Below are 19,353 nucleotides of genomic sequence, written 5' to 3' on the forward strand. Positions count from 1 at the left end.
AGACATGGAATTCCTGAACGCCTTTTCCCATCTTGATTGGGCCCAAGTCCTGCACCTGACCTGGCAGCACATCACCCTGGTCGGTATCGCGGTGATCCTGGCGATCTTTATCGGTGTGCCCCTGGGCATCCTGATGACGCGCTTCCCGACGCTGGCCGGCCCGCTGCAAGCCAGCGCCACCGTGTTGCTGACGGTGCCTTCCATCGCCCTGTTCGGCCTGCTGTTGCCGTTCTACTCCAAATTCGGTCAGGGCCTGGGGCCGATGCCGGCCATTACCGCCGTGTTCCTCTACTCCCTGCTGCCGATCATGCGTAACACCTACCTGGCCCTCACCGGCGTGGAGCCGGGCATTCGCGAAGCCGCCAAAGGCATCGGTATGACCTTCGGCCAGCGCTTGCGCATGGTCGAGTTGCCCATCGCGGTGCCAGTGATCCTCGCTGGCGTGCGCACTGCCGTGGTGATGAACATCGGTGTGATGACCATCGCCGCCACCATCGGCGCCGGTGGCTTGGGTGTACTGATTCTGGCCTCCATCAGCCGCAGCGATATGTCGATGCTGATCGTCGGTGCCGTGCTGGTCAGCCTGCTGGCCATCTTCGCCGACCTGCTTCTGCAATGGCTGCAACGCTCGCTGACTCCAAAAGGATTGCTCAAATGATCGAACTTCAAAACCTGTCCAAGACGTTCCAAAGCAACGGCAAAACCGTCACCGCCGTCAACGATGTCAGCCTGACCGTCAATGAAGGCGAGATCTGTGTATTCCTCGGGCCATCGGGCTGCGGCAAAAGCACCACGCTGAAGATGATCAACCGCCTGATCAAACCCACCTCGGGCAAGATCCTGATCAACGGCGAAGACACCACCGACCTCGACGAAGTGACCCTGCGCCGTAACATCGGCTATGTGATCCAGCAGATCGGCCTGTTTCCCAATATGACCATCGAAGAGAACATCGTGGTCGTGCCGAAACTGCTCGGCTGGGACAAACAGAAATGCCACGACCGCGCCCGCGAGTTGATGAGCATGATCAAGCTGGAGCCCAAGCAGTACCTACATCGCTATCCGCGTGAATTGTCCGGTGGCCAACAACAGCGGATTGGCGTGATCCGCGCCTTGGCGGCGGATGCGCCGTTGCTGCTGATGGACGAGCCGTTCGGCGCGGTCGACCCGATCAACCGGGAGATGATCCAGAACGAGTTTTTCGAGATGCAGCGGGCGCTGAACAAGACGGTGATTATGGTCAGCCACGACATCGACGAAGCCATCAAGCTGGGCGACAAGATCGCGATTTTCCGCGCCGGCAAACTGTTGCAGATCGACCACCCGGACACATTGCTGGCACACCCGGCAGACGAATTCGTCAGCAACTTTGTGGGCCAGGACAGCACCCTCAAGCGCCTGCTGCTGGTCAAGGCCGAAGACGCGGCGGACAACGCCCCGTCGGTGAGCCCGGAAACCCCGGTGGCCGATGCGCTGGAACTGATGGACGAGCACGACCGTCGCTACGTGGTGGTGACCTGCGCCGAGAACAAGGCGCTGGGCTATGTGCGCCGTCGCGACCTGCACCGTCAGACCGGCACTTGCGGCCAGTACCTGCGTGAGTTCAATGCCACGGCGGCGTATGACGAGCACTTGCGCATCCTGTTGTCGCGCATGTACGAGTTCAATCGCTCGTGGTTGCCAGTGATGGATGCCGAGCGGGTGTTCCTGGGGGAAGTAACGCAAGAGTCGATTGCCGAGTACCTGAGCTCCGGTAAGTCCCGTGGGGGCAAGACCAGCATCGTCTCCCCTGCCGAGACCGCCCTGGCCTGATCTTGTGCGGGAGGGGGCTTGCTCCCTCCCATATTGGGTCCGTGATCTGTCAGGGAAATACCTTCAATTACCCCCATGCGGGGAACATCATTCCGTCACACCGGTCGGTTACATAAGTAGCTGCACAACGCAGCGCGACGAACGCGTGCAGAAACGCGACATTTTTAGTTGATCTATGGCCCCTCACGCCCTAAAGTTCGCGCCGAACGTCCATGCTGGAAACGATCCATCCGGCTCAAGTACTGACGACGAGACAGCAAGGCCAAGGGCAGCTTATCCCATGGCCTTTTTGCTTTCGGCGACATGCCTTGGGAAGTAGGCGAACCAAAGTGGGGATACGGAGGACGTTCAGTTGTACCCATTGATCAATACAGTTTGCCCTTAGGAGTTCCCAGCATGTCGATCAACGTCGAAGATTATTTCGCGCGCGCCACTTTTGACAAAATGAAGGCGTTCGCCGACAAGCAAGAAACCCCATTCGTGGTGATCGACACCGCGATGATCAGCCAGGCCTACGATGACCTGCGCGCCGGTTTCGAATTCGCCAAGGTTTATTACGCGGTCAAGGCCAACCCGGCCGTCGAGATCATCGACCTGTTGAAAGACAAAGGTTCGAGCTTCGACATCGCCTCGATCTACGAGCTGGACAAGGTCATGGACCGTGGCGTCAGCGCCGACCGCATCAGCTACGGCAACACCATCAAGAAATCCAAGGACATCCGCTACTTCTACGAGAAGGGCGTGCGTCTGTTCTCCACCGACTCCGAAGCCGACCTGCGCAATATCGCCAAGGCCGCGCCGGGCTCGAAAGTGTATGTGCGCATTCTCACCGAAGGTTCCACCACAGCCGACTGGCCGCTGTCGCGTAAATTCGGCTGCCAGACCGACATGGCCATGGACCTGCTGATCCTAGCCCGTGACCTGGGCCTGGTGCCGTACGGCATCTCGTTCCACGTCGGCTCGCAACAGCGCGATATCAGCGTGTGGGACGCGGCTATCGCCAAGGTCAAAGTGATCTTCGAGCGTTTGAAAGAAGAAGACGGCATCCACCTCAAGCTGATCAACATGGGCGGCGGCTTCCCGGCCAACTACATCACCCGCACCAACAGCCTGGAAACCTATGCCGAGGAAATCATCCGCTTCCTCAAGGAAGACTTCGGCGACGATCTGCCGGAAATCATTCTGGAGCCCGGCCGTTCGTTGATCGCCAACGCTGGCATTCTGGTCAGCGAAGTGGTGTTGGTGGCGCGTAAATCCCGCACCGCCGTCGAGCGTTGGGTGTACACGGATGTGGGCAAATTCTCCGGCCTGATCGAAACCATGGACGAGTCCATCAAGTTTCCGATCTGGACCGAGAAGAAAGGTGAGATGGAAGAAGTGGTTATCGCTGGACCGACCTGCGACAGCGCCGACATCATGTACGAAAACTACAAGTATGGCCTGCCGCTGAACCTGGCGATCGGTGATCGTTTGTACTGGTTGTCCACCGGTGCGTACACCACCAGCTACAGCGCCGTTGAGTTCAATGGGTTTCCGCCATTGAAGTCCTACTACGTCTAAGCCGTGCTTCCTATAGGAGCGAGCGGTTCGCTCCTATAGGTTTTCCAACTGTCGGGCTCGTTGTTGATAAGCTTGCGCCATCGCCCGGATCCTCGGGTCATCCGTAGCCGCCAGCGCCGTGTGGGCCACCCGCAGAAACTTCAGATTCCCGCCCGCCAGCGCTTTGCGCAGCCATGCCAACGCCGCTTCGATCTGGCCATTATCCGCCAGCACCGCCGCATGACTGAATTGCCCGCGAAAATCCCCGCCCTCGGCTGAACGGCGATACCACTGCTGCGCGGCTTCCAGATCCCGTGGGCAGAATTGTCCTTCCTCCAGATACCGCCCGAGCAAGTTCATCGACTTGGCATGACCCCGCTCGGCCGCTTGGCGATAGCACGCCAATGCCTGGGCTTGATCCTGTGCAACACCACGCCCGGTGGCCAGCAGGTTGGCGTAGTTGTACAACCCCCAGTCCAACCCCGCCTCGGCCGCCAGGCGATATTCCCGCGCGGCCGCCGCTTCGTCGACGGCGCAGCCCCAGCCGTGTTCCAGGCAACGCCCGAGCATATTGCGCGCCATCAACTGCCCGCCTTGTGCCGCAATGCGAAACCACCGCAGCGCCAGCGCTTGATCGCGTTCGATACCGCGCCCGTCCAGCAGAATCTGCCCCAGCAACGCCTGGGCATCCACCACCCCTTCCTTCGCCGCGACCAGGATCGCCTGGGCGGCGCGCACCGGGGAGTCATCAAGCATGCTCTGCAATTGCTCGACCGTGAGCACCTCTTGGCGACGCAACAAAAAGCTCATATCAAACCTCAACCCAGCGACGTAGCAGGTTGTGATAAGTGCCGGTGAGCTGGATCAACGCCGGGTGATCGGGCACATCCCGGGTCAACTGCTGGATCGCGCCGTCCATCTCGAACAGCAATGTGCGCTGGCTGTCTTCGCGCACCAGGCTCTGGGTCCAGAAGAATGAGGCGTAACGCGCGCCCCGGGTCACCGGGTTGACTTTGTGCAGGCTGGACCCGGGGTACAGCACCATATCGCCGGCCGGCAACTTGACCCGCTGCACACCGAAAGTGTCCTGGATCTCCAGTTCGCCGCCGTCGTAGTCCTCGGGGTCGCTGAAAAACAATGTGGACGACAAATCGGTGCGCACCCGCTCAGGGCTGCCCTTGGGTTGGCGCACGGCGTTATCGATATGAAAGTCGAAACTGCCGCCGGCGGTGTAGCAGTTAAGCAGCGGCGGAAACACTTTGTGCGGTAACGCCGCCGACATGAACAGCGGGTTTTGCCACAGGCGTTCGAGCATCGCCGTGCCGATTTCCTTGGCCAAGGGGTGGCCTTCGGGCAATTGCAGGTTGTGTTTGGCTTTGGCCGATTGGTGCCCGGCGGTAATTTTACCGTCGGCCCAATCGGCGTTTTCCAAGGCCTGGCGGATGCGCTGCACCTCCTCGCGGGAGAACAGGCCGGGAATGTGCAGCAGCATGGGGCAGTACCTGGGTGCGGAGGGACGCCAATGGTATTGATTCTTATCCACGCTGTAAAACCCAAGGACGGATGAGATCGTAAAAACCGTAAGCAAAAAGTGTAAAGAATGTAAATTCAGTGCAATTAGCAATGTATCGCAATTGATAGAAAGTCGTGTTCACCCTATATTCCGCCGCCTCACATCCTTGGGGAAAGGACACGTCATGTCGCGCACTTCAACAAAAACCTCTGCCGGTTCACCACGCATGCTGGCCTCGGCCATAGGCGTCGCTCTGAGCGCCAGCTCTGCCGCCCACTTGGCGCAAGCGGCTGAAGACACCGAACAAAAAGGCGAGCGCAATAGCATCTCTCTGGGCGCCACCAGCATTACCGGCCAGGAACAGGACGACACCTCTTACCAAGTGGAAAAAGCTGCCTCGCAGAAATACACCGCACCGCTGGTGGACACACCGCGCTCGGTCACTGTGGTGCCGCAACAAGTACTCAAGGACACCGCCGCTACCTCGTTGCAGGATGCGCTGCGCACCGTACCGGGTATCACCTTCGGTGCCGGTGAAGGAGGTAACCCTCAGGGTGACCGTCCGTTTATCCGCGGTTTCGATGCCCAAGGCGACACCTACCTGGACGGCGTGCGCGACACCGGCGGCCAGAGCCGTGAGATTTTCGACATCGAATCCATCGAAGTCAGCAAAGGCCCGAACTCCTCCTTCGGCGGACGCGGCTCGGCCGGTGGCAGCCTCAACCTGGTGAGCAAGACCCCACAGGCACGGGACTTCACCAACGGCGGCTTCACCTACGGTTCCGACCAGACCCGCCGCTACGTGCTCGACGTGAACCGCCAGTTCCTCGACGACAGCGCCGCATTCCGCCTGAACTTGATGAGCCACGAGCAGAACGTGGCCGGGCGCGATGCCGTGAACTACGACCGCTGGGGCGTTGCGCCTTCGCTGACCTTCGGCCTGGGCACCCCCACCCGCGTCAACCTCAGCTACTACCATCTGGAAAGCGACGACCTGCCAGACTCGGGGATTCCCTACGGCTACGGTTCGGCCACCGCCACCGCCCACGTCCACGACAAACCCAACGACGGCGGCGACAGCGATAACTTCTACGGCCTCAAAGGCCGCGATTTCCGCAAGACCCGCGCCGACATCAGTACGTTCTCCATCGAGCACGATCTGAACGACAACATGACCCTGAAAAACACCCTGCGCCACGGCAGTACTGGCCAGGACTACGTACTGACCCAGCCCGACGACAGCAAACTCAACGTGAACAAGTTCGGCACCGTGTGGCGCCGGGCCAATTCGCGTGTATCCACCACCACCACGACCACCAACCAGACCGACCTGTTCGGCAGCTTCCAGGCCCTGGGCTTCAAAAACACCTACTCCACCGGCCTGGAATTCACCGGTGAAGAAACCCGCGTCAGCAGCTACACCGTGAGCCCGAACGCGAATCCGGTGTGCACGCCGGCCAAAGGCGGCCTGGGCGGCCAATGCACGTCGCTGAGCAACCCGAACCCGGACGATGCCTGGACCGGTTCCGTCGCCCGCAACTACAACGGCACCAACACCAAAGCCACCAGCCGCGCCGCGTACGTGTTCGACACCATCGAACTGGACCCGAAATGGCTGCTTAACGTCGGCCTGCGCTACGACACTTTCGACACCGAAGCCAACACCAATGCGGTGCCTAGTGCGACGGTCAAGGCACGCAGCAAAATTAAGGACGACAGCCAGTTCTTCAACTGGCAGGCCGGCCTGGTCTGGAAGCCTCTGGAAAACGGCAGCATCTATGCCTCCTATGCCACCTCAGCCACCCCGCCAGGCGGCCTGGTCGGCGAAGGTTCGGACGGCAACCCACTGTCCGCCGGCGCCGCCACCAGCGATCTGCAACCGGAAGAAACCGTCAACTATGAGCTGGGCACCAAGTGGGACCTGTTCCACGACCGCCTCTCGCTGACCGCCGCCGTGTTCCGCACCGAGAAGAAAAACACGCGCATTCTGGTGGATGCCCTCACCTACCAGAACGCCGGCGAGTCTCGGGTCGATGGTCTGGAATTGTCCGCCAGCGGCAAAATCACAGAGCAATGGCAAGTGTTCGCCGGCTACAGCTACCTGGACAGCGAACTGGTCAAGGCTGGCCGTAACGGTCGCAACGGGGTGATCAGCGCCGGTTCCAACGAAGGCAACCAGATGCCCAACACGCCGAAGAACACCTTCAGTCTGTGGACCACCTATGCCCTTACACCCAAGTTCACCATTGGCGGCGGCGCGTTCTATGTCGACCAGGTTTACGGCGACGTGGGCAACACCGTGTATGTGCCGTCCTACACCCGCTACGACGCCATGGCCAGCTACAAGCTGACCAAGAACGTCGACCTGCAACTGAACGTGCAGAACCTGACCGATAAGGTCTACTACGACAAAGCCTTCTCGACCCACTTCGCCAACCAGGCGGCCGGTCGCACGGCGCTGCTGACCACCAGCTTCCACTTCTAAACGCTGGCCCATAAGCCCCACGCATCGAATGCGTGGGGCTTTTGCGTGTTAAACAACAAAGTTTCTCGACAACCCACGGCATAATGCGCGCCGTGGCATTTATATCCCGATGAGCGAGGCGGTCCGACGTGTTGAAGAAAACCCTGTTTCAGTTGCACTGGTTTTTCGGCATTACTGCCGGGCTGGTGCTGGCCTTGATGGGGATCACCGGTGCGGCGGTGTCGTTCCAAGATGAAATACTGCGGGCCCTCAACCCCAGCGTCCTGCATGTGGAAAAACGCGAAGCCGGGGTGCTGCCACCGGCCGAACTGGTGCGCAAGCTCGAAGCCGCCGAAGGCAAAACCGTGGCGATGCTGTGGGTGGAACGTGACAGCGGCAATGCCGCGCGCGTGGCCTTTACCCCGCCACCGGGTGAGCGACGTGGCCAGATGCGCTACTTCGATCCGTACACCGGCGAGTACCTGGGCGACGCCGTGGGCCAGGATGTGTTCGGTTTTGTCCTGCAACTGCACCGCTTCCTCGCCATAGGCGAAACCGGCCGGCAGATCACCGGCGCCTGCACCCTGATCCTGGTGTTTTTCTGCCTCTCCGGCCTGTACCTGCGCTGGCCGCGCCAAGTGGCGAGTTGGCGCGCCTGGCTGACCCTGGACTGGCGCAAAAAGGGCCGCAGCTTCAACTGGGACCTGCATTCGGTGTTCGGCACCTGGTGCCTGCTGTTTTACCTGCTGGCGGCACTCACCGGGTTGTCCTGGTCCTACGATTGGTACAGCCGAGGGCTGACCCAACTGCTGTCCGATGCCCCGCAGAACGAACGGGTACGCACGCGCGGCCCAGCGCCGACAGGCCCTGCACCGGTGGCCAACTACGACGCGATCTGGAGCAGCCTCTACAGCAACGCCGGCCCGGACCTGAGCGCCTACAACATCCGCATGCCAGGCGCTGCCGGGCAACCGGCCACCGTGTATTACCTGCTGAGCGACTCGCCCCATGACCGCGCGCTCAACCAGATCAACCTGGACCCGGCCTCCGGCGAGGTCAAATCCCACGATCGCTACGCCGACAAGAGCCTCAAGGCTCAGTTACTGACCAGCATTTATGCCCTGCACACCGGCAGCTACTTTGGCTTGATCGGGCGGATCGTGTTGACCGTCAGTTCGCTGTTGATGCCGTTGTTCTTTATCACCGGCTGGTTGCTGTACCTGGATCGCCGTCGCAAAAAACGCCAAGTGCGCGACGCCCGCCAGCGCCTCAGCGCCAACCTCAGCGACGCACCGGCGTGGCTGATCGGCTTTGCCAGCCAGAGCGGTTTCGCCGAGCAACTGGCCTGGCAGACCGCCGGGCAATTGCAGGCGGCTGGCCTGCCGGTGAAGGTGCAGGCACTGGGCAGCGTCAATGCGGACGACCTGCGCCAAGCGCACAACGCGCTGTTCGTGGTCAGCACCTTCGGCGACGGCGAAGCCCCCGACAGCGCCCGTGGTTTCGAGCGCGGCGTGCTTGGCCAGGCTCTGTCGCTCAACGATTTGAACTACGCGGTGCTTGCCCTAGGGGATCGTCAGTACCAGCACTTTTGCGGCTTCGCCCGACGCCTGCATTTCTGGCTGACCAACCAGGGCGGCACGGCGCTGTTCGCGCCGGTGGAAGTGGACAGCGGCGATACCCAAGCCCTACTGCACTGGCAGCAACAATTGGGCGAACTGACCGGCCACGCCCCCGCCGCCGCCTGGCCCAGCGCCCAGTACGAGCACTGGACACTGAGCCAGCGCACCCTGCTCAACCCCGGCAGCGCAGGCGAAGGCGTGTACCTGCTGGGCCTCACATCGACGTCGCCGCAGCACTGGGACGCTGGCGACCTGGTGGAAATCCTGCCGCGTAATCCCGCGTCGGCAGTCGAGCACTTTCTGGCGGGCCTGGGCCTGCAAGGCAGCGACGGCGTACTCATCGAAGGGCTGGCACAGACGCTCGATCAGGCCCTGACCACTCGCCAATTGCCGGACAACCGCGCGCATCTGGTCGGCCTGCACGCCCAAGCGCTGGTGGATGCTCTGGTGCCGCTGAGCATGCGCGAATACTCCATCGCCTCGATTGCCAGCGACGGCGTGCTGCAACTGATCGTGCGCCAGGAACGCCACGCCGACGGCCGCCTGGGCCTGGGCTCGGGTTGGCTCACCGAACACGCGGCTCTCGGCGGCGCGATCAGCCTGCGTCTGCGGCGCAACAGCGGCTTCCACCTGCCGGACGCGCCGGTGCCGCTGATCCTGCTGGGCAACGGCACCGGCCTGGCCGGCTTGCGCAGCTTGCTGAAAGCGCGCATTGCCGAAGGCCAGCAACGTAACTGGTTGCTGTTCGGCGAACGCAATATCGCCCACGACTACCTGTGCCAGGACGAGCTGCAAGGCTGGCTCGCCAGCGGCGATCTAGCGCTGTTGGACCTGGCGTTCTCCCGCGATCAGGCGGAGAAGATCTACGTGCAGGATCGCCTGCGCGAATCGGCCGACGTGCTACGTAGATGGCTGGCCGATGGCGCGGCGATCTATGTGTGCGGGAGCTTACAGGGCATGGCTGCCGGGGTGGACCAGGCGCTGCTGGATATCCTCGGCCGCGAGGCGGTGGAGCGCTTGATCGAACAAGGCCGCTATCGCCGCGACGTGTACTGAGGTCACTCACTGTGGAAGGGGGCTTGCCCCCGATGGCGGTGGATCAGTCGTCTGAAAAATGACTGTCACACCGTCATCGGGGGCAAGCCCCCTCCCACATTGGGATTGCATTTCAAGTCAGTGTTCTGTGCCGGTGGCGCTTTTTCGAACACCACTTCAGGCCCAAAGGTCTTATCCAGCAGATTGGGCCCAAAGCTGCCGCCGCGCGATCCACTGTGGGAGGGGGCAAGCCCCCTCCCACATTGGGATTGCATTGCAAGTCAGTGTTCTATGCCGGTGGCGCTTTTTCGAACACTACTTCAGGCCCAAAAGTTGTATCCAGCGGATTAGGCCCAAAGCTGCCGCCGCGCGATCCACTGTGGGAGGGGGCTTGCCCCCGATAGCGGTGGATCAGTCGTCTGATAATTAACTGTCACACCGTCATCGGGGGCAAGCCCCCTCCCACATTGGGATTGCATTTCAAGTCAGTGTTCTGTGCCGGTGGCGCTTTTTCGAACACCACTTCAGGCCCAAAGGTTTTAGCCAGCAGATTGGGCCCAAAGCTGCCGCCGCGCGATCCACTGTGGGAGGGGGCTTGCCCCCGATAGCGGTGGGTCAGTCGTCTGATAAATAACTGTCACACCGTCATCGGGGGCAAGCCCCCTCCCACATTGGGATTGCATTTCAAGTCAGTGTTCTGTGCCGGTGGCGCTTTTTCGAACACCACTTCAGGTCCGGCAACAAACTCCCGGAACGGCTCGAAATCCTGGAACGCCGCGCGATCCACTGTGGGAGGGGGCTTGCCCCCGATAGCGGTGGATCAGTCGTCTGATAATTAACTGTCACACCGCCATCGGGGGCAAGCCTCCTCCCACAGTGGGACTGCATTTCAAGTCAGGTGGGTTGCAACTTCTGTTCGAATACTGAGACTCCATCCAAGTCGCGCAGGATCACCGTCAACTCTCCCGTCTGGCCATCAATATTCACCTCGCCAAAAAACTGAAACCCGGCAAACGGCGAAGTGTTCTGTGCCGGTGGCGCTTTTTCGAACACCACTTCAGGCCCAAAGGTTTTATCCAGCGGATTGGGCCCGAAGCTGCCAGCGTTCAACGGCCCGGCGACAAACTCCCAGAACGGCTCGAAATCCTGGAACGCCGCGCGATCCGGGTGGTAGTGATGCGCCGCGCAGTAGTGCACGTCTGCCGTCAGCCACACATGGTTGCGTACCTGCTGCGCACGCAGGAACGCCAGCAGTTCGGCGATTTCCAGCTCGCGGCCTTGGGCCGGGCCAGGCTCGCCGTTGGCGATGGCCTCCCAACGCGGCACGCCGGGGCTGACTTCACCGTCGGGCACGCCCAGGCCGATGGGCATGTCGGCGGCGATGACTTTCCATTGCGCCTTGGAGCCCTTGAGTTCGCTCTTGAGCCAGTCCAATTGTTCACGCCCCAGAAACGGCTTGGCCGCCCCCAGGTTGTCATCGTTAGGACCACGGTAGCTGCGCATATCGAGCACAAATACATCCAGCAGCGGGCCATAACTGAGCTTGCGATAGATGCGCCCGCCGCCGTCGGCGCTTTGGCGGCGCATCGGCGAATATTCCAGCCAGGCCTGGCGCGCGCGGCCCACCAGCGTGTTGATGTCGCGGGTCTGGTAGCGCTCGTCCAATTGCTTGCTCGGCGACCAGTTGTTGATCACTTCGTGGTCGTCCCACTGCCAGATCTGCGGTACTTCGGCGTTGAAGCGGCGCACGTTTTCATCCATGAGGTTGTAGCGGTAGTTGCCACGGTATTCGTCCAGGGTCTCGGCGACTTTGCTCTTGGCCTCGGTGGTGATATTGCGCCAGATACGCCCGCCTTCAGTGGCCAGTTGCGCCGGCACCGGGCCGTCGGCGTAGATGGTGTCGCCGCTGTGGATAAAGAAGTCCGGCAGACGCAAGCGCATGGCTTCGTAGATGCGCATGCCACCGATGTCCGGGTTGATGCCGAAGCCTTGGCCGACGGTGTCGCCGCTCCATACAAAGCGAATGTCGCGGCGCTGTTGCGGCACGCTGCGCAGGTGGCCGAACCAGGGCTCGCTGGCCACGCCGCTCTGGGCGTCTTCGAAATGCACGCGATAGAAAACCGCCTGGTCGGCAGGCAACCCGGTCAGTTCAACGCGGGCGGTGAAGTCCGTGCGGTTGTCGGCCAGCGGCGAAACAAAACGGCGCGGGCTGCTGAACACGCTGCGGGTGTCCCATTCCACCACCATCCGCGCGGGCCGGTCGCTGCGGCTCCAGATCATCGCGCGGTCGCCCAGTAGATCGCCGGACTGCACCCCATCGGTAAGTTGCGGCCGGTCCTTGACCGACGCGATCACCGCCGGCGCCAGGCCCGGCAATAACAGACCGGCGCCGACGGCTTGCATCACGCGGCGACGGCCCAGATCGAAGTGGCTCATGCAGGTGCCCTCTTGAGTCTCAAAAGAGGCACTTAACCACGCGGGGATGAAGCGGGTGTGACACTCTGTGGGAGAGGCTTGCCTCCCCACAATTTCGGGCCCTGCCAGACCGTGTCAGGCGTTGGCCGGCGCGACGCTCAGCTCCACCACTTCCGCCCGTTTGATCAGCGCATACACCACCCCGGTCAGCAGGCTGCCCGCAACGATCGCCAGCAGATACAGCAACGCATGATTGATGGCATTCGGAATCACCAGCACGAACAAACCACCGTGGGGCGCGGCCAGTACGCAGCCGAAGTACATCGACAGCGCGCCGGTCAACGCACCGCCGGCGATGCTTGCCGGGATTACACGTAGCGGGTCTTTGGCGGCGAAGGGGATCGCGCCTTCAGAGATAAAGCACATCCCGAGGATCATCGCGGCTTTGCCGGCTTCGCGTTCGGTCTGGGCGAATTTGCGCCGCGCCAGGAACGTGGCGATGCCCATGCCGATGGGCGGCACCATGCCGGCGGCCATGGTCGCGGCCATCGGCGCGCCGCTGTGGGCGGCCAGCAAGCCGACGGAAAACGCATACGCCGCTTTGTTGATCGGCCCGCCCAGGTCCACGCACATCATGCCGCCCAGCAGAATGCCCAGCAGCACCGCGTTGGTGGTGCCCATGGTGCTGAGGAATTCAGTCAAGCCGCTGAGCATGCGCGCCACCGGCGGGCCCACCAGGTAGATCATCGCCAGGCCGGTGAATAGGCTCGCCAGCAACGGGATGATCAGGATCGGTTTGAGAGCTTCCATGCTTTGCGGCAGACGCACCACGCGCGTGACGCCTTTGACGCAGTAACCGGCCAGGAAACCGGCAAAAATGCCGCCGATAAAACCCGCGCCCAAGGTGCCGGCCAGCAGGCCGCCAATCATGCCCGGCGCGATCCCCGGACGGTCGGCGATCGAATAGGCGATATAACCGGCCAGCAGCGGCACCATCAAGGTAAACGCGCTGTTGCCGACGGTTTTCAACGCCGCCGCCAAGGTGCCTTCCTGTTCGAACGCATGAATGCCGAACGCAAACGACAGAGCGATCAGCAAGCCGCCCGCCACCACCATCGGCAACATGAACGACACACCGGTGAGCAAGTGCTTGTAGACGCCGGTCTTTTCCGACTTGGCTACCGGCGCACCGGCGGCGCTTTCCACAGCGCCTTCGGCCAGGGCTTTGTTCAGGGTCGCTTCGGATTGCTTGAGAGCAATGCCGGTGCCGCAACGGTAAATCTTCTTGCCGGCGAAGCGTTCGGTAGCCACTTCGATATCAGCCGCCAACAGCACCACATCGGCATTAGCGATAGCTTCGGCGCTCAGCGGCGTACGTGCGCCCACCGAACCTTGGGTCTCGACCTGCAAGTCGTAACCCAGGCGCTTGGCCGTCTGCTGCAAGGCTTCGGCAGCCATAAAGGTATGGGCCACGCCGGTCGGGCACGCGGTGACGGCGACGATGCGTGGGGCATTCTTTGCCGCGACCGGCGCCTCGCTGGCGACATACACCTGAGCCTCTTCAGCACCGCGACGCAACACCGCTTCCACATCCGCCAACGCCTGGGCCGGCGTACTTTGGAACACGCGCTTGCCGATGAAGCGCTGCATATCCACCGGCGTGCTGCTGACCAGCAACACCCACTCGGCGGCGGCCAGGGTCGCGTCGGATAGCGCGCGCTCGGGGTGCTGCACATCCACCACTTCGACACTGGTGCTCCAGCCTTGGCGCTGCGCGGCGGCGTCCAGCAAGCGGGCGCACAGCACACTGGTGACCATGCCGTTGGGGCAGGCAGTAACAATGGCTAACTTCATGACTAACCCTCTTATTGTTCTGTGAGCGGGCGTACATCGACGCCGCTTTGCAGATGCGCCAACTGCGCGTCATCGCTGATGCCGAAACCGATCTGCGTCACCGCCATCGCGGCAATCGCCGTGGCACGGCGCAGGGTCTGTTCGGGGCCCTCGCCACTGAGCAGACCGTGCAACATGCCGGCCAGCAACGAATCCCCGGCACCCACGGTGCTGGCCACGCTGACCTTGGGCGGCGTGGCATGCAGCGCCAGCGTCGGGCTGAACCAGTTCACACCGTCGGCGCCATGGGATACCACCACATGTTCCACCCCCTGGGCGTGCAGGCGCTGCGCGGCTTGGCGCTGCTGTTCGAGGGAGTCGGTGGGGCAATCGAGGGCATCGGCCAGTTCTTCGGTGTTCGGCTTGACCAACCACGGGCCGGCTCGCAGACCGGCACGCAGCGCCTCGCCACTGGTGTCCAGGGCAACCTTCAAACCGAGGCCTTTCAACTGCACCAACACATCGTGCAGCCACTGCGCACTGACGCCGCGCGGTAAGCTGCCGGCGACCACCACCGCATCGTGACCGGGGGCGATCAGAGTGAGCTGGTTGAGCAAGGCCTGTTGCGCCTGCTCGCTCACCTGCGGGCCCGGCGCGTTGATATCGGTGACACGACCGTCCTGCTCGGCGATTTTGATATTGCTGCGGGTTTCCCCCGGCACGCGGATAAACGCGTCGGCAAAACCGCGACGAGCGATCAGCGCGTCAAAGGCTTGCGGGTTGTCCGCACCGAGAAAACCGCCCACGGTCAATTGATGCCCCAGATCGGCCAGCACCTGCGCCACATTCACGCCCTTGCCGGCGGCATGGGTCAGCAGGGTTTCGCTGCGGTTGACTTCACCCGGTTCCAGGCGGGCCAAGCGCACCGTGAGATCCAACGCCGGGTTCAGCGTCAGGGTCAGAATCCTTGCCATTTACACCGCCTCCACGAGGGCTCGCACATCGGCGGGGGAACCCACCGCCAGCGCTTGTTGTGCCAGGCTCCGGGCCTGGCTCAGACTGAATTCGCGCACACGCGCCTTCACTTCGGGAATGCTGCGCGCCGACACGCTCAGTTCGTCCACTCCCAAGCCCACCAGCACCGGCACTGCCAGCGGGTCCGCCGCCAGTTCGCCGCACACGCCGACCCATTTGCCGTGGGCATGGGCGGCGCGCACGGTGATATCGATCAACTGCAACACCGCCGGGTGCAAGCCATCGGCCTGGGCAGATAAGGTTGGGTGGCCACGGTCGATGGCCAGGGTGTATTGGGTCAGGTCGTTGGTGCCGACACTGAAGAAGTCCACTTCCTTGGCCAGCACCGGCGCCAGCAAGGCGGCCGACGGTACTTCGATCATGATCCCCAGTTGCAGGTCGGCCACCGGGATTTCCAGGCGCAGGCGCTCGGTCATGTCACGGGCGGCGCGCCACTCATCGACGCTGCCGACCATGGGAAACATAATGCGCAGCGGGCGGTTATCCGCCGAACGCAACAGCGCGCGCAGCTGCGCTTCCATGATCTGCGGGCGTTGCAAGGTCAGGCGAATGCCACGCACGCCCAGGAAAGGGTTTTCTTCCTCGGCAATCGGCCAGTAAGGCAACGGTTTGTCGCCGCCCACGTCGAGGGTGCGCACCACCAACGGGCGCCCGCCGAGGCCGTCGAGAACGCGGCGGTACTCGGCTTCTTGGGTGGCTTCATCCGGCGCTTGTGGGTGAGCCATAAAAATCAGTTCGGTGCGCAACAAACCGATGCCTTCGGCGCCCTGCTCCACCGCTGCGGCGACACCGGCGCTTTCGCCGATATTGGCAAACACTTCCACAGCATGCCCGTCGCGTGTCAGAGCTGTTTCATGGCGCTGGGCGGAGGCCGCTTGCAGGCGTTGTTCACGGGTGTCGCGCTCGACGGTAGCCCGTTGCAGGGTAGCGGCATCGGGGTCCACATGCAGGCGGCCGCGCTGGCCATCGAGCAACAGCGGCGTGCCGGCGGCGACCAGCAAGACGGCGGCGCCAGCACCGACCAGCGCGGGGATACCGAGGGCACGCGCGACGATGGCGCTGTGGGCCGTGGCGCCACCGCGAGCGGTGAGGATACCGGCGACGCGCGCCGGGTCCAGGCGCGCCACATCGGACGGGCCGACCTCGTCCATCACCAGGATGTACGGCTCATTCGGCTCTTGGGCGGTTTCGACGCCGCACAGTTGCGCCAGCACGCGACGGCCGATATCCCGCAGGTCGGCGGCACGCTCGGCGAGCAAGGCGTCCTGCAACGACTCCTGCTGTTTGGCGGCGGCTTCGATCACGCTCATCCACGCGGCTTCGGCGCTTTCGCCTTGCTTAAGGCGAGTGTCGACGTCGTCGGTCAGTTCCGGGTCGTCGAGCATTTCCTGGTGGGTGATGAAAATCTCGCGGATCGCTTTGGATGGGCTGCGCTCGATCAGCCCCTGAATATCGCGGCGCACGTCGGTCAGGGCGGCATGCAGACGCTGACGCTCGATCACCGGTGACTCGCCGCGCAGTGGGTAGTCGAACACCTGCTGGGTCTGGACATGAGCGGGGCCAATGGCAATCCCCGGCGCCGCAGCGATAGCCTGGATCTGGCTACCGGAGGCCGGTGCGCTGAGCAGCGGTTCGAGGTCCAGGGTTTCGGGGGGCGCGCTGACGGTCGGCAGCGGCTCGACCTCTTCACCGAGCCCCTCCTCCACCGCGGCCAGCAGTGCCGGCAGCGCATCACCGGCAATGCCGGGTTCGGCAACGAACTCCAGCACCTGGCCACGGCGGGCGCCGAGGCTGAGCAGCTTGCTCAAGCTTTTGACCGACACCGCGGTGGCCGGACCATCGATGATGCGCACACGGATATCGCCGTCAAAACTCTTGGCTAACTGCGCCAGGATCTTCGCCGGCCGCGCGTGCAGGCCATGGGCGTTGGCCAGGGTGATGCGCGCGCTCGGCCAGTCCGGCGGCAGTTCGCCGCCCAATACTTCAAGCACTGCGCGGCTGCTGGTGGCGCGGCCCAGTTCCTGGCCACGGCCTTCGATCAGCAACGCGCACAAACGCTCAAGCAAGGCCTGGTGCGCTTCGCCCAGGCTGGCCAGGCAAAACAGGCCCGTGAGCGGTTGGCCCAGGTAACGCATGGGTTTGTCCGGGGTGACGAACGCCAGGCCCGGGCGTTTGACGGTCTGCTCGCTGTGCAGCCACCACAGGCCGTCGCCCAGGGGCAGCGCATCGACCTGTTGCAATACGGCGGCGAAGCCGTTGCTGACGCAATCGGCCTGGCGCAGCAGGCGGGCGCCACGCCATACCAGCTCTTCAAAATCGTCGGCGGACACGCCCAGGCTGATCATCTGTGCATCCAGCGCCAGCTCCTGCGGTGCACCCTGCAGCAATTTCAGCAGAGCTTCTGCGGAGGCGGCGCGACGCAGCGCCTCACCCAGGTCGGTCTCGCCGAGGGCGCGGGTCAGCAATTGCAGCAGGCGAAGGTGTTCGTCGGATTGAGCGGCAATGCCAATGGCCAAATACACGATCTGGCCGTCGCCCCAGTCCACCCCTTCGGGGAACTGCAGCAGACGCACGCCGGTGGCAAACACCTGGTCGCGGGTTTCTGGCGTGCCGTGGGGGATCGCAATACCTTGGCCGAGAAACGTCGAGCCCTGGGCTTCACGGGCTTGCAAGCCACTCAGATAGCCCTCGGCGACCAGACCGTCGGCCACCAGTGTGTCAGCGAGCAGGTGCAAGGCAGCAGATTTATCCACAGCCACCTGGCCCATGGATATCTGCTCTACAGTGAGCTCAAGCATGCCGTTCTCCTAGTTAGTGCGCTGGGCGCACTAGGTATTGTTTTGAATAAAACAGTGTAGGGGTGTTTGAAAACTACTGACTGAGCGGTCAGTTGGCAGGAGCCGCTCGGTCGCGAACGTCGTAAAAATACGCTGGCTGAAACGTTTAATCTAGAATTTAAGGCAGATTACGCGTTAATTGTGCATCCTTGAAGGACCACTCGGCGATTGAGCTGGGACATTGGTCGTGTGCCGTAATCGGTTACGATTGGACAAAATGTCGGGGCAAGCTCCAAAAAACAAGGAAATCCCGGTTTGAAACTCAGTGATATCGCACGTCTGGCCGGTGTGTCCGTTACCACCGCCAGTTATGTCATCAACGGCAAAGCCGCCCAGCAACGCATCAGCCACGCCACCGTCGAACGAGTGCGTGCGGTGGTGGAGGCCCACGGCTTTACCCCCAATCCCCAGGCCGCCGGGCTGCGCAGCCGGCACACGCGCACGTTGGGCTTTATTCTGCCCGACCTGGAAAACCCCAGTTACGCGCGTATCGCCAAATTGCTGGAGCAAGGCGCGCGCGCGCGGCTATCAATTGTTGATCGCCAGCTCCGACGACGATGCCGACAGCGAACGCCAATTGCTGCAACTGTTCCGCGCCCGGCGGTGCGATGCGCTGTTCGTGGCCAGTTGCCTGCCCACCAGCGACGACAGCTACCGCGAGCTGCAAGCCAAAGGCCTGCCGGTAATCGCCATCGACCGGGTGATGGAGCCGGCGCAGTTCTGTTCGGTGGTCAGCGACGACCGCCAGGCCTGCCAGCAACTGACCAGCAGCCTGCTGCAACCATTGCCTAAACAGATTGTGCTGATCGGCGCGCGGCCCGAGCTGAGTATCAGCCAGGAACGCGCCGCCGGTTTTCAGCAAGCGTTGAAAGGCTTTACCGGCGAGATGCTCATCGAACACGGCGAAGCCTTCAGCCGCGATTGTGGCCGACAGCTGATGGAGCAATTGCTGCAGCGGCTGGGCCATTTGCCTGACGCGCTGGTGACGACGTCCTACGTGCTGCTCCAAGGGGTGTTCGACGCACTGCACGACTACCCGCTCAAATCACGGCCCCTGCGCCTGGGCACGTTTGGCGACACCCAACTGCTGGACTTCCTGCCGCTGCCGGTCAACGCCATGGCCCAGCAGCATCAGTTGATCGCCGACACCGCGCTGCGCCTGGCCCTGGCCGCCATCGAAGAAGAGCAGTACCAACCGGGCGTACACGCCATCGGCCGCACCTTCAAGCAGCGTATTCACGAGGCGTGAAC

11 protein-coding genes and 1 pseudogene are annotated in these 19,353 nt (G+C 62.6%); 6 read left to right on the plus strand and 6 right to left on the minus strand.

Features of this window, described 5'->3' with window-relative positions; translation table 11 throughout:
• Positions 1-4 precede the first annotated feature (4 nt).
• The 3 genes from ABX75_RS06930 to ABX75_RS06940 all read left to right on the plus strand — a co-directional run bounded on the left by ABX75_RS06930 (position 5) and on the right by ABX75_RS06940 (position 3,372).
• Complete coding sequence (locus tag ABX75_RS06930) at positions 5-658, plus strand: ABC transporter permease (protein WP_005784720.1); 654 nt, start codon at positions 5-7, stop codon at positions 656-658.
• Positions 655-1,812 (plus strand): betaine/proline/choline family ABC transporter ATP-binding protein, encoded by a 1,158-nt coding sequence (locus ABX75_RS06935; protein ID WP_003171711.1) that lies wholly within the window; start codon positions 655-657, stop codon positions 1,810-1,812. The genes ABX75_RS06930 and ABX75_RS06935 overlap by 4 nt, the downstream gene beginning before the upstream one ends.
• 396 nt (positions 1,813-2,208) lie before the next feature.
• Positions 2,209-3,372, plus strand: a complete 1,164-nt coding sequence (locus ABX75_RS06940) for a type III PLP-dependent enzyme (RefSeq protein ID WP_034095854.1) — start codon at positions 2,209-2,211, stop codon at positions 3,370-3,372.
• 33 nt (positions 3,373-3,405) lie between these two features.
• Here ABX75_RS06940 and ABX75_RS06945 read toward each other — a convergent pair whose 3' ends face one another.
• Both ABX75_RS06945 and ABX75_RS06950 read right to left on the minus strand, forming a co-directional pair.
• Positions 3,406-4,161, minus strand: a complete 756-nt coding sequence (locus ABX75_RS06945; RefSeq protein WP_034095853.1) for a tetratricopeptide repeat protein — start codon at positions 4,159-4,161, stop codon at positions 3,406-3,408.
• Position 4,162: 1 nt separating this feature from the next.
• Complete coding sequence (locus ABX75_RS06950; RefSeq protein WP_034095852.1) at positions 4,163-4,843, minus strand: Fe2+-dependent dioxygenase; 681 nt, start codon at positions 4,841-4,843, stop codon at positions 4,163-4,165.
• Between the two features lie 205 nt (positions 4,844-5,048).
• Here ABX75_RS06950 and ABX75_RS06955 point away from each other — a divergent pair, with 205 nt between their 5' ends.
• Both ABX75_RS06955 and ABX75_RS06960 read left to right on the plus strand, forming a co-directional pair.
• Positions 5,049-7,349, plus strand: a complete 2,301-nt coding sequence (locus tag ABX75_RS06955) for a TonB-dependent siderophore receptor (RefSeq protein WP_034095851.1) — start codon at positions 5,049-5,051, stop codon at positions 7,347-7,349.
• A gap of 128 nt (positions 7,350-7,477) precedes the next feature.
• The gene (locus ABX75_RS06960) at positions 7,478-10,003 is read left to right on the plus strand and encodes a sulfite reductase flavoprotein subunit alpha (RefSeq protein ID WP_047881663.1); all 2,526 of its coding nucleotides are present in this window, start codon (positions 7,478-7,480) and stop codon (positions 10,001-10,003) included.
• 873 nt (positions 10,004-10,876) lie between these two features.
• Here the strand turns inward: ABX75_RS06960 and ABX75_RS06965 are convergent.
• The 4 genes from ABX75_RS06965 to ptsP form a co-directional block, all read right to left on the minus strand.
• Complete coding sequence (locus tag ABX75_RS06965) at positions 10,877-12,418, minus strand: alkaline phosphatase (RefSeq protein ID WP_034095849.1); 1,542 nt, start codon at positions 12,416-12,418, stop codon at positions 10,877-10,879.
• Positions 12,419-12,532: 114 nt separating this feature from the next.
• Positions 12,533-14,251 carry a PTS fructose-like transporter subunit IIB gene (locus ABX75_RS06970; protein WP_034095848.1) on the minus strand — a complete coding sequence of 573 codons (1,719 nt, stop codon included), beginning with the start codon at positions 14,249-14,251 and terminating at the stop codon, positions 12,533-12,535.
• An 11-nt stretch (positions 14,252-14,262) separates the two neighbouring features.
• A complete protein-coding gene (pfkB, locus tag ABX75_RS06975) occupies positions 14,263-15,204 on the minus strand; it encodes a 1-phosphofructokinase (RefSeq protein ID WP_047881664.1) in 942 nt (313 codons plus the stop codon).
• On the minus strand, positions 15,205-18,063 hold the full coding sequence (gene ptsP / locus ABX75_RS06980; protein WP_047881665.1) for a phosphoenolpyruvate--protein phosphotransferase: 2,859 nt from the start codon (positions 18,061-18,063) through the stop codon (positions 15,205-15,207).
• A gap of 294 nt (positions 18,064-18,357) precedes the next feature.
• Here ptsP and cra point away from each other — a divergent pair.
• Positions 18,358-19,351 (plus strand): annotated as a pseudogene (gene cra, locus ABX75_RS06985) (catabolite repressor/activator).
• The last annotated feature ends 2 nt before the right edge of the window (positions 19,352-19,353 follow it).

Source organism: Pseudomonas sp. ARP3 (assembly GCF_001029595.1).
GTDB lineage: Bacteria > Pseudomonadota > Gammaproteobacteria > Pseudomonadales > Pseudomonadaceae > Aquipseudomonas > Aquipseudomonas rhodesiae.